A 10947-nucleotide genomic window follows, 5' to 3' on the forward strand; every position below is an offset into this window, starting at 1 on the left:
AGTCGCCCGAGCAGCCCTCATGGCCGCATGCGAACGAGCATTCTACCCGGAAACGATGGTGAGGAAAGTGGCGTTATTCCACGATGCATGCACTGCGCTGTTACGGGGCTCACTTAAAATAAGGGCTTTTTACTGAACTTCAAGCCATTCACGGCAGAAGTTACTTGTTGATTTAATGGGTAAAGCGCTCGCAAAGCAATGGGTCAGGCTCATCGAGTGCTTTCTGCTACCATGGCCGCTCTGTTACTTCAGGTGTCTGATCATGGCATTTCGCCCTCTCACGGCCAGAGCACCCGCCGTTCTGCTTCGCGAAGCCAAACCGCTGAAAGCCATCTTCGGCCAGGCTCAACGCCTGGGTCATCTGCAACGCCTGGTGGAAAGCCAGTTGCAACCCGCTGCGCGCGAGCACTGCCATGTGGCGTCGTGGCGCGAGGGCAGTTTGTTGCTGATTGTCACCGACGGTCATTGGGCCACCCGCCTGCGTTACCAGCAGAAGCGCTTGCAACGGCAGCTGCAGTTGTTTGATGAGTTCGCCAGCCTGACGCGGATTCTGTTCAAGGTCCAGCCGCCGACCGTCCAGCAGGGCGCGGCGGGGCATACCATCAGTTTGTCCAGCGATGCGGGTGCGACCATTCAGGCGACAGCCGACGGGATCAGCGATCCGAATTTGCGGGCGGCGCTGGAGCGCCTTGCGGCGCACGCCAAACCAAAAGACTGATGAAAATCCTGTAGGAGCGAGGCTTGCCCGCGAAGCTTTTGGCGCCCTCAAGGGCCTCTTCGCGGGCAAGCCTCGCTCCTACATTGATTGTGGCCAGCCAGGAATTCAGCGGCGTTTGCTGCCGCCCAATAGAGAGCCCATCAACCCACGCACCAACTGTCGGCCCAACTGGTTCGCCGCCTGTCGCATCGCCGATTTCAGCGCCTGCCCCGCCGCCGTGCCAAGAAACTCCCCAGCCTTGTCGGTAAAACTCGGCTCCTCAGCAGCCGGCTTACCCGGTTCAGCCTCCGGCGCCAGGCCCTTGCGCCCCATCAACACTTCATACGCCGATTCGCGATCAACCGGCTTGTCGTAACGCCCCTTGAACGGCGACCCGGCGATCAGCATCGTGCGCTCGGTGTCGGTCAACGGCCCGATCCGCGACTGCGGCGGTGCGACCAACACCCGCTGGACCATCTCCGGCGTGCCCTTGTCCGCCAAGGTGCCAACCAGCGCCTCGCCGATCCCCAGTTCAGTCAAGACCGACAAGGCATCAAACGCCGGGTTCGGCCGGAAGCCATCCGCCACGGCGCGCAGGGACTTCTGTTCTTTGGCGGTGAACGCGCGCAAGCCGTGCTGCACTCTCAAACCGAGTTGGGCCAGCACGTCGTCCGGCAAGTCCCCCGGCGACTGGGTGACGAAATACACGCCCACGCCTTTGGAACGAATCAGGCGCACCACTTGCTCCAGACGCTCCTGCAACGCCTTCGGGGTGTCGGCGAACAACAAGTGCGCTTCGTCGAAAAACAGCGCCAGCAGCGGTTTGTCGGCATCGCCGCGCTCCGGCAGTTGTTCGAACAGCTCGGCCAGCAGCCACAGCAGGAAGGTCGCGTAGACCTTCGGCGCTTCATGCACCAGACGACTGGCATCGAGCAGATGAATGCGCCCACGACCATCGGCCGCCGGTTGCAGGATGTCTTCGAGTTGCAGCGCCGGCTCGCCGAACAAGGCTTCGGCGCCCTGTTGCTCCAGGGTCGCCAGCCGCCGCAATAGCGCCTGACTGGAACCGGTGGTCATCAATGCCGCGTCTTCGCCGAGCAATTGCGGGTTGTCCCGCAGGTGATTGAGCAGCGCTTTCAAATCCTTGAGGTCCAGCAGCAACAGGCCTTCGCGGTCCGCGACCTTGAACGCGGCGTACAGCGCCGACTGCTGACTGTCGGTCAGCTCCAGCAACGCGCCGATCAACAGCGGGCCCATTTCGCTCAGGGTGGTGCGCAAGGGATGACCGGACTCACCGTGAATGTCCCACAAGGTCACCGGATACGCCTGAGGCTTGTAGTTCAGCCACGGCATCCCGGCGATGCGCTCGGCGACCTTGCCTTGCGGGTTGCCGGCGGCGCCGAGGCCACACAGATCGCCCTTGATGTCCGCGGCGAACACCGCCACACCGGCATCGCTGAAGGCTTCGGCCAGGCGTTGCAACGTGACGGTCTTGCCAGTCCCGGTCGCGCCCGCGACCAGACCGTGACGGTTCGCCAGGCGCATGGCCTGGGCGATCGGCTGCCCCGCGAGGTCGGCGCCGATAACGAGTTGCGATGAGTCAGGCATTTTGTCACCCATGGTTAATCTTTGATCCTGCACGGCCGATAAAAAGAGGCGAGAGACCAGACTGAAAAGAGCGTCGGTAATTCCCTAAGGAGAGACGGAATATCAGCTTACTTTCAACACCGCCCAATTTGCGTGCCTTTATAAAAGCACGCCCTGGACATTAAGACCTTAGCGGACACCCCAAGCCATGAACAAAAATCTGCGTTTCAGCCATAAGATACTGCTTGCCGCCGCCCTGATCGTCATTGCTGCCTTTGCCTCGTTCACGCTGTACAACGACTATTTGCAACGCAACGCGATTCGCGAGGACCTGGACAATTACCTCAACGAGATGGGCGAGGTCACCGCCAGCAACATTCAAACCTGGCTGACCGGTCGCATTCTGCTGATCGACAACCTCGCGCAGAACATCGCAATCAACCCTGAACAGTCCACCGTGGCCAGCCTGCTTGAACAGAAAGCCCTGACGTCGACGTTCATGGCGTCCTACCTCGGTGACGCCACCGGCCACTTCAGCATTCGCCCGGATGTGAAAATGCCTGACGGCTTCGACCCTCGGGTTCGCCCCTGGTACAAAGGCGCCGAAAGCAGCAGCACGGCAACGCTGACGGAACCGTATATCGACGCGGCCACCGGCCAGACCATTATTTCCATCGCCACCGCCTCGAAAAAGGCCGGACAAAGCGTGGGCGTAGTGGGCGGCGACCTGAGTTTGCAAACCTTGATCGACACCCTCAGCGCCCGAGACTTCGACGGCATGGGTTATGCCTTCCTGGTCAGCGCCGACGGCAAGATCCTCGTGCACCCGGACAAAGCCCTGGTGATGAAATCCCTGAACGAGGCCTACCCGAAAAACACCCCGCGCATCAGCAGCGATTTCAGTGAAGTCGAAGTTGACGGCAAGACCCGCATCGTTACCTTCACCCCAATCAAAGGCCTGCCATCGGTCAGCTGGTACATCGGCCTGTCGGTGGACAAGGACAAAGCCTTCGCCATGCTCAGCGAGTTCCGCGCCTCGGCGGTGGTCGCGACGGTGATCGCCGTGGCTATCATCATCGCCCTGCTCGGCATGCTGATCCGAATCCTGATCCAGCCGTTGCACGTCATGACCCGCGCCATGGAAGACATCGCCGACGGTGAAGGCGACCTGACCAAACGCCTGACCATCCAGAACAATGACGAATTCGGCATCCTCGGTACCGCGTTCAACCGCTTTGTGGAGCGAATTCATACCTCGATCCGCGAAGTGTCCTCGGCCACCGGCCAGGTCAACGAAGTGGCGTTGCGTGTGGTCGCGGCCTCGAACTCGTCGATGTTCAACTCTGACCAGCAAGCCTCGCGCACCAACAGCGTGGCCGCCGCGATCAACCAGCTCGGCGCCGCCGCCCAGGAAATCGCGCGTAACGCCGCGCAAGCCTCGAACCAGGCCAGCGACGCCCGCAGCCTGGCCGAAGACGGCCAGCAAGTGGTGGACCGCAGCATCAAGGCGATGAATCAACTGTCGAGCATGCTCAGCGCGTCGAGCACCAACATTGAGTCGCTGAACAGCAAAACCGTGAACATCGGCCAGATCCTCGAAGTGATCACCAGCATTTCCCAGCAAACCAACCTGCTGGCGCTCAACGCAGCGATTGAAGCGGCGCGCGCCGGTGAAGCCGGTCGTGGCTTTGCGGTGGTGGCCGACGAAGTGCGCAACCTGGCGCACCGCACCCAGGAATCGGCGCAACAGGTGCAGACCATGATCGAGGAGCTGCAAGTCGGCGCCCGGGAATCCGTCAGCACCATGAGCGAAAGCCAGCGCCACAGCCAGGACAGTGTGGAAATCGCCAACCTGGCCGGCGAACGCCTGAACAGCGTGACCCAGCGCATCGGCGAGATCGACGGGATGAACCAGTCGGTGGCCACGGCGACCGAGGAACAGACTGCGGTGGTGGAGTCGATCAACGTCGACATTACCGAGATCAATACGCTGAACCAGGAAGGCGTGGAAAACCTGCAATCGACGTTGCGCGCGTGCTCGGACCTTGAGCAGCAGGCGGCGCGGTTGAAGCAGTTGGTGGGCAGTTTCCGTATCTGAGGCGTCCTTTAGGGCCTCTTCGCGGGCAAGCCTCGCTCCTACAACGGATCGCACATCCGCGTAGGAGCGAGGCTTGCCCGCGAAAGCGGTCTATCAAACACCACATCCCCCGCTGACACCCCCGCCGCAAAACTCCAGCCGAACATCTATCCTTCATATAGGTCAACCTAGGGAGAGCAATAGCCCGGAGGGATGTTCATCGTGCATATCGCTGACATAACCATGTTCTACGCCCCTGCCAGCGGTGGCGTGCGCACTTATCTGGACGCCAAGCACCGTCGCCTGAGCGTCAAACCGGGAATTCGCCACAGCCTGCTGATACCCGGTTCACACCTGAGCGAACAGGACGGTGTGTACACGGTTCCCGCTCCCGCCCTGCCCTTCGGCAAGGGTTATCGCTTCCCCCTTCGTCTCGCGCCTTGGCGCAATGTTCTGCAGGATTTGCAGCCCGATCTGATTGAAGTCGGCGACCCCTACCTCACCGCCTGGGCGGCGCTGGATGCCCGGCGGCAACTGGATGTGCCGGTGATCGGCTTTTATCACTCGGACCTGCCGCTGCTGGTCAGCAATCGCATGGGCAATTGGGTGACCACCAATGTCGAGGCTTATGTCAGCAAGCTTTATGGCAACTTCGACCGGGTGCTGGCGCCGAGCCAGGTCATGGCGGACAAACTGTCCGGCCTGGGGGTGCGCAATGTGTTCGTGCAGCCCTTGGGCGTCGACCTGCAAACCTTCAACCCGAGTGCCCGTGACCCGGAACTGCGGGCCGAACTGGGGATTGCTGAGGACACCCGGCTGCTGATCTTCGCAGGACGTGGCTCCAAGGAGAAAAACCTGCCGGTACTGCTCAATTGCATGAAACGCCTGGGGCCGCGCTATCACCTGCTGCTGGTGGGTTCATCGATGCCGGCCCAAGTGCCGGACAACGTCACGGTTGTGGATGAGTTCTGCCCGGCCACCCAGGTCGCGCGTTTGATGGCCAGCGCCGACGCGCTGCTGCACGCAGGGGACCAGGAAACCTTCGGCCTGGTCATCCTCGAAGCCATGGCCAGCGGCATTCCGGTGGTCGCCGTGGCAGCCGGGGCCTTCAAGGAAATTGTCACCGAGCAATGCGGCCTGCTCTGCGCGCCCAACAATCCCCTGGCCATGGCCAACGCAGTGCGCGAATTGTTCAGCCGGGGCAGCGTCACCCTGGGCGAACAGGCCCGGCAACATGTGGAACGGCATTACGCCTGGGACGCGGTGGTCAACAGCTTGCTGGGCCATTATCACGCCGTGCTTGGCGATCCCTGGCCGCTGACTGCCAATGGCTGAGCACACGCCCCCCGCACTGTTGCTGGTGCTGCACGACGTGGCACCGCAGACCTGGGCCGATTACCAGCCTTTCGTCGACACCGTCGATGCGTTGGGCGGCGTGCCGATGACCTGGCTGGTGGTCCCCGATTTTCACAAACACAACGACCTGGAGGCGCACCCGGGATTTCGCCGGATGTTGAGCAGTCGCCTCGACCGGGGTGACGAACTGGCCTTGCACGGCTACTTTCACTGCGACGACAGCCCGACAGCGACGACACCCCGAGACTGGTTCATGCGCCGTGTCTACACCCACGAAGGCGAGTTCTACAGTTTGTCTCAAGCCGCCGCCCTTGCTCGCCTGCGCGCTGGCATCGAAGTGTTTCATCGTTACAATTGGCCGCTTAAAGGCTTTGTCGCGCCTGCCTGGCTGATGAGCGAAGGAACACGCCAGGCCTTGCAACAATTGCCATTGAGTTACACCAGCGACCCGCAACATCTGTATCGTCTGCCGGAATTCACCGCGATCGATGCCCCCGGGCTGGTCTGGAGTGCGCGCAGTGCCTGGCGCCGCGGTCTATCGAAAATCGTCAGCGACCAACGGCAACAACGCTGGCGGCATGCGCCGGTGATTCGCCTCGGCCTGCACCCGGTGGACATGCGTCACCGGTTTTCCCGTGATTACTGGCTGAAAACACTTGAACACTTACTCGACGAGGGCCGTGTGCCAATGACCAAGGCCGACTGGCTGACGCTGCACCAAGACCGTTTCGGCCGCACAGCATGAGTCGCGGGATTCTGCTGTTCCTCGCCCTGCTGGCGGCGGTGCTGATTCCATTGGTATTGGGCGGCAACGAAACCTGGTCGCGCCTGCAAAGCTTTCCGGTGAGCGGTTTGCTGATCATGTTCGGCATGGTTCTGCTGTGCTGGGTGGTCAATACGATGCGCTTGCGCCTGTTGCTGGGCGATCAGCGCGACAAGGTCAGCCGCGTCAAAAGCCTTGGCGTGGTCATGGCTGCCGAGTTCGCCTACTGCGCCACCCCCGGCGGCAGTGGCGGACCGCTGACCATCATGGCCCTGCTGGCGCGTAACGGCGTGCGCCCGGCCAGGGGCAGCGCGGTGTTTGCCATGGACCAATTGAGCGACCTGCTGTTTTTCCTCTGCGCTCTGAGCGGGATTCTGATTTATGCGCTGTTCCAGCACCTGAGCCAGCGCATGGAATGGCTGCTGATGGTCAGCGCTGTCTCGTTGTTCGGCGGCTTGGTCACTTGCCTGATGGTGGCGCGTTTCCATCGGCTGCTGATTCGTCTGAGCGGCCGGTTACTTGCGCGCCTGAATGTCAAAGCCAGCACACGCCTGCGTTGGGCGCGAAAACTCCTGCATTTCCTGGCGGCGTTCACGGACACGCTGAAGTTGCCCGTCCAGACACTGGCCAAGGTCTTCGCCCTGACCTGCGTGCATTGGCTGCTGCGCTACAGCGTGCTGTACCTGGCGTTACGCGGATTGGGGGCGGATTTGCAGTGGGCCTGGAGCTTTCTGATCCAGATGCTCTCATTGGGTGCGGGGCAATTCAGCTTGTTGCCGGGCGGTGCCGGTGCGGCGGAATTGACCTCGGCGGCGTTGTTGGCGCCGATGGTGGGGAAATCCACCGCGGCGGCGGCGATTCTGATCTGGCGGGCGGTGACGTATTACTTTTACCTGGTGGTCGGTGGGCCGGTGTTTTTGCTGATGCTGGGACGGCCGTTGCTCAAGAAGTTGATGAAATTCAAGCAGGCCTGATCCCGTGTAGGAGCGAGGCTTGCCCGTGAAAACGGCGGGATATCCAATATTGATGCTGGCTGACACACCGTTTTCGCGGGCAAGCCTCGCTCCTACAGGGATCAGGCGTCCCCGGATTTTTCGCCAGGTGTTTCCTGCAACTGCTCCCACAACTCGGCGGCGCCGGGGAATTCGGTGCCGTCTTCAGGGCTCATGTCATCCGGGTCATAACGACTCAAACAGCCCTCGCCCAAGGTGGCAGGCGCCTTGGAAGTGGCTTTGTCCAGTGGATCGGCCATGGTCAATTTCCTCTCTCTACACTGATCGTTCCCACGCTCTGCGTGGGAACGATCAGGTGTGGAGTTTAGAACACGACGGTTTTATTGCCGTGGACCAGCACCCGGTCTTCCAGGTGATAACGCAGGCCACGGGCCAACACCATCTTCTCGACGTCACGGCCGAAGCGCACCATGTCTTCGATGCTGTCGCTGTGGCTGACACGGACCACGTCCTGCTCGATGATCGGACCGGCGTCCAGTTCTTCGGTGACATAGTGGCAAGTAGCGCCGATCAGCTTCACGCCACGCAGGGAAGCCTGATGGTACGGCTTGGCCCCGACGAACGACGGCAGGAAGCTGTGGTGAATGTTGATGACCTTGTGGGCATATTCGCTGCACAACGCCGGCGGCAGAATCTGCATGTAACGGGCAAGTACCACCACTTCGGCATCGTGCTGTTTGACCAGGCGCGAGACCTCGGCAAACGCAGGCTCTTTGTCCTGTGGATTGACCGGTACGTGGTAATAAGGAATGCCGTGCCACTCGACCATGCTGCGCAAGTCGTCATGGTTGGAAATCACGCAGGAAATTTCGCAGTCCAGTTCATCGCTGTGCCAGCGGTGCAGCAAGTCCGCCAGGCAATGAGACTCGCGGCTGGCCATCAATACCACGCGTTTTTTCTGCGCGGTATCGGTAATACGCCAGTTCATCGAGAACTCTTCGGCAATCGGCGCAAACGCTTCGCGGAAAGCTTCGATACCAAAAGGCAGCGAATCGGCACGAATTTCGTGACGCATGAAGAACCAGCCACTGAGATTATCCGAGTGATGGCTCGCTTCAGTGATCCAGCCGTTATGTGACGCCAGAAAGTTACTGACTTTAGCAACGATACCGACGCGGTCCGGGCAAGCAATCACCAGCCGAAAAGTGCGCATTAGGGTCAAACTCCAGAACTTCGCAAAGGCCGCCATTCTAGCGATTGCGCAGCAAAACTGCAGTATTGATGACGCCTGCCCCTGCACATCGGCCAACGGCCCGGGTTCGAGCCGCGTCACGCGCCAACGCGATGGGGCTGTAGCAGAGCATGTTCAAGCACTCATTTGTGAATATCTGTGTTGACTGCATCACACTATTTAACTGCACAACGAGTTCATGCCCTATTCACCGCAACTCATTTAAATAAAACTTCGGTTAAATGTTTACTTGATGAAACACCCTGACTATTATTGCCGCACTGTCCCTGCCATCCTGCGTCCTACATAAGGTAGTCCTCAATGTCCTTGATCAACGAATACCGCGCCACCGAAGAAGCTATCAAAGAGCTGCAAGCCCGTTTGAAGAATCTGTCCCAAGACGACAAACTGCAAACCGAGCTGGAATTCGAAGGCAAATTGCGCACCCTGATGGGCGAGTACTCCAAATCCCTGCGTGACATCATCGCGCTGCTGGATCCAGAGTCCAAAACCAAAGCACCACGTGGCGGCGCAGTAAAAACTACTGGCACCAAGCGTGCTCGCAAAGTTAAACAATACAAAAACCCGCACAACGGCGAAGTCATCGAAACCAAAGGTGGCAACCACAAGACTCTGAAAGAGTGGAAAGCCAAGTGGGGCGGCGACGTGGTTGAAGGCTGGGCTACCCTGCTGGGCTAAGCCGCAAGCCTGTTGCAGATTAATTCTGCGACAAAAAATAACGCCAGCAGATGCTGGCGTTTTTTTATGCCCGGGATTCAGGCTTCAATCATTGCACTTCAAAGACTCAAACGTTTGCGTAATCCCTGGACATAATTTGCCCATTCATTGAGCACCTCTTGCTGAAACGTTGTAGCGCTATTGGCCAATTGTGCCGAGGCCTGCGCAAAAGATTCCAGGGTATTGGGCGCCCCCCACTCCGGAGCACTCAAACGTTGCTGACAAAATAGCCGCCAGCGTTCTTGCTCTTCGAAATTCAACGTATCCGGGAAGTTGCGTGCGCGATATCGAAACAATAATTCAGGTAAACGCTCATCATCGAACGGCCATTGTTGTTGCGCTAATTGCACCGGGTCCGCCGCCCGGACTTGATCACATAGACGCCGATCCCGATCACCGATAAAGCCGTCGTATAACTGTTGCTCCGGATCCTGGCTCGCGGCGAAAGCTTCGCTGGCATAAATCGCCATGACCTTATCGCGCCAAACTTGTTGTGCGTCACTTAGCCGCAGCGCCCGTTGCTGATATAGCGCCATCTCCAGCCCCAGGCGTTGCTGATCTTCGGCACGCAGTACCGACAGCGGCGCCACCACCGGGCATTTATTGATATGAATGAGTTTGAGCGGCACCGGCAACTCGCCTTCAGCCAGCTCATCGCGACGGGTATACAGGCGCTGGCGCAACGTCTCGGCATCCAGGTCGAGCAAGCCCTGGGGGTCCAGGTGCAAGTCGCAGACAATCAGCGCGTTCTTGTTGCGCGGATGCCAGGCCAGGGGCAATACCACGCCGACATAACTGCGCGCCGCCGAAAAACGCCCGGAGATGTGCACCATCGGCTGCAATAACCGAATCTGATCCATCACCTTCTGTTTGCTGCGCAACTGGAACAGCCAGTCATACAACTTCGGTTGTTTCTCGCGAATCAAACGGGCCAGGGCGATGGTGGCGCGCACATCGGACAAGGCTTCGTGGGCATTGCCGTGATCGATGTTATTGGCCACCGTCAGGCGATCGAGCTTGAGCGTCACCCGCCCTTCGTCGTCCGTGGGCCAGTTCAGGCCATCGGGGCGCAGGGCATACGCGGCGCGCACCACATCGATCAGGTCCCAACGACTGTTGCCACCCTGCCATTCCCGAGCATACGGGTCGAAAAAGTTTCGATAGAGGCTGTAGCGGGTCATCTCGTCGTCGAAGCGCAAGGTGTTGTAACCGGCACCACAGGTGCCGGGGGCCGCGAGTTGGGCATGCACCCGGGTCATGAAGTCGGCTTCACTCAGCCCTTGTTCGGCCAGACGGCTTGGCGTGATGCCGGTGATCGCACACGCCGCCGGATGCGGCAGGATGTCGTCGCTGGGCTGGCAATACAGATTGACCGGCTCGTCTATTTCATTGAGTTCGAAGTCGGTGCGAATCCCCGCCACTTGCAGCGGCCGGTCGCAACGGGGGTTGATGCCAGTGGTTTCATAGTCGTACCAGAAGATGGAGGTCACGGGCTGTTCCTGAACTGAAGACCGGCGAAGTCTAGGCGCAGATAAGTCGCTGCGG

10 protein-coding genes and 1 pseudogene are annotated in these 10947 nt (G+C 59.9%); 7 read left to right on the plus strand and 4 right to left on the minus strand.

The genetic code is table 11. The features are described 5' to 3' along the window. The first annotated feature begins 262 nt into the window (after positions 1–262). Entirely contained in the window at positions 263–718 is a 456-nt protein-coding gene (locus FQ192_RS06770) for a DUF721 domain-containing protein (RefSeq protein WP_054613720.1), read from the plus strand. Positions 719–823: 105 nt separating this feature from the next. On the opposite strand, the gene FQ192_RS06775 is transcribed toward FQ192_RS06770, so the two are convergent. Beyond that, positions 824–2305: a helicase HerA-like domain-containing protein gene (locus tag FQ192_RS06775; RefSeq protein ID WP_149657904.1), complete on the minus strand. Its 1482-nt coding sequence runs from the start codon at positions 2303–2305 to the stop codon at positions 824–826. Positions 2306–2492: 187 nt separating this feature from the next. Between FQ192_RS06775 and FQ192_RS34965 the strand changes: the two are divergent. From FQ192_RS34965 to FQ192_RS06795, 5 genes and pseudogenes are all read left to right on the plus strand, one after another. After that, positions 2493–3524, plus strand: a pseudogene (locus tag FQ192_RS34965) (cache domain-containing protein); the annotation flags it as partial. Positions 3525–3617: 93 nt separating this feature from the next. Continuing rightward, positions 3618–4382: a methyl-accepting chemotaxis protein gene (locus tag FQ192_RS34970; protein WP_372242329.1), complete on the plus strand. Its 765-nt coding sequence runs from the start codon at positions 3618–3620 to the stop codon at positions 4380–4382. Between the two features lie 192 nt (positions 4383–4574). Next, a complete protein-coding gene (locus tag FQ192_RS06785; protein WP_149657906.1) occupies positions 4575–5696 on the plus strand; it encodes a glycosyltransferase family 1 protein in 1122 nt (373 codons plus the stop codon). Next, positions 5689–6462 (plus strand): DUF2334 domain-containing protein, encoded by a 774-nt coding sequence (locus FQ192_RS06790; RefSeq protein WP_149657907.1) that lies wholly within the window; start codon positions 5689–5691, stop codon positions 6460–6462. The genes FQ192_RS06785 and FQ192_RS06790 overlap by 8 nt, the downstream gene beginning before the upstream one ends. Next, positions 6459–7454 (plus strand): lysylphosphatidylglycerol synthase transmembrane domain-containing protein, encoded by a 996-nt coding sequence (locus tag FQ192_RS06795; RefSeq protein ID WP_149657908.1) that lies wholly within the window; start codon positions 6459–6461, stop codon positions 7452–7454. The genes FQ192_RS06790 and FQ192_RS06795 overlap by 4 nt, the downstream gene beginning before the upstream one ends. A gap of 101 nt (positions 7455–7555) precedes the next feature. Here FQ192_RS06795 and FQ192_RS33950 read toward each other — a convergent pair whose 3' ends face one another. Further along, positions 7556–7732, minus strand: a complete 177-nt coding sequence (locus FQ192_RS33950; protein ID WP_178129028.1) for a hypothetical protein — start codon at positions 7730–7732, stop codon at positions 7556–7558. A 65-nt stretch (positions 7733–7797) separates the two neighbouring features. Next, the gene (gene purU / locus FQ192_RS06800) at positions 7798–8646 is read right to left on the minus strand and encodes a formyltetrahydrofolate deformylase (RefSeq protein WP_027922916.1); all 849 of its coding nucleotides are present in this window, start codon (positions 8644–8646) and stop codon (positions 7798–7800) included. A gap of 339 nt (positions 8647–8985) precedes the next feature. On the opposite strand from purU, the gene mvaT reads away from it, so the two are divergent. Then, complete coding sequence (mvaT, locus tag FQ192_RS06810) at positions 8986–9363, plus strand: histone-like nucleoid-structuring protein MvaT (RefSeq protein ID WP_007933316.1); 378 nt, start codon at positions 8986–8988, stop codon at positions 9361–9363. Positions 9364–9461: 98 nt separating this feature from the next. On the opposite strand, the gene sbcB is transcribed toward mvaT, so the two are convergent. Further along, positions 9462–10892, minus strand: a complete 1431-nt coding sequence (gene sbcB, locus FQ192_RS06815; protein ID WP_149657910.1) for an exodeoxyribonuclease I — start codon at positions 10890–10892, stop codon at positions 9462–9464. Positions 10893–10947 lie beyond the last annotated feature (55 nt).

Origin of the sequence: Pseudomonas sp. ANT_J12, assembly GCF_008370045.1 — a bacterium.
Classification (GTDB): domain Bacteria; phylum Pseudomonadota; class Gammaproteobacteria; order Pseudomonadales; family Pseudomonadaceae; genus Aquipseudomonas.

Bases quoted from the DNA above. Each gene is read 5' to 3' on its own strand.
- FQ192_RS34970 (WP_372242329.1), top strand. From the start codon at position 3,618: ATGTTCAACTCTGACCAGCAAGCCTCGCGCACCAACAGCGTGGCCGCC.
- FQ192_RS06795 (WP_149657908.1), top strand. From the start codon at position 6,459: ATGAGTCGCGGGATTCTGCTGTTCCTCGCCCTGCTGGCGGCGGTGCTG.
- mvaT (WP_007933316.1), top strand. From the start codon at position 8,986: ATGTCCTTGATCAACGAATACCGCGCCACCGAAGAAGCTATCAAAGAG.
- FQ192_RS06790 (WP_149657907.1), top strand. From the start codon at position 5,689: ATGGCTGAGCACACGCCCCCCGCACTGTTGCTGGTGCTGCACGACGTG.
- FQ192_RS33950 (WP_178129028.1), bottom strand. From the start codon at position 7,732: ATGGCCGATCCACTGGACAAAGCCACTTCCAAGGCGCCTGCCACCTTG.
- FQ192_RS06775 (WP_149657904.1), bottom strand. From the start codon at position 2,305: ATGCCTGACTCATCGCAACTCGTTATCGGCGCCGACCTCGCGGGGCAG.
- purU (WP_027922916.1), bottom strand. From the start codon at position 8,646: ATGCGCACTTTTCGGCTGGTGATTGCTTGCCCGGACCGCGTCGGTATC.
- FQ192_RS06770 (WP_054613720.1), top strand. From the start codon at position 263: ATGGCATTTCGCCCTCTCACGGCCAGAGCACCCGCCGTTCTGCTTCGC.
- FQ192_RS06785 (WP_149657906.1), top strand. From the start codon at position 4,575: ATGTTCATCGTGCATATCGCTGACATAACCATGTTCTACGCCCCTGCC.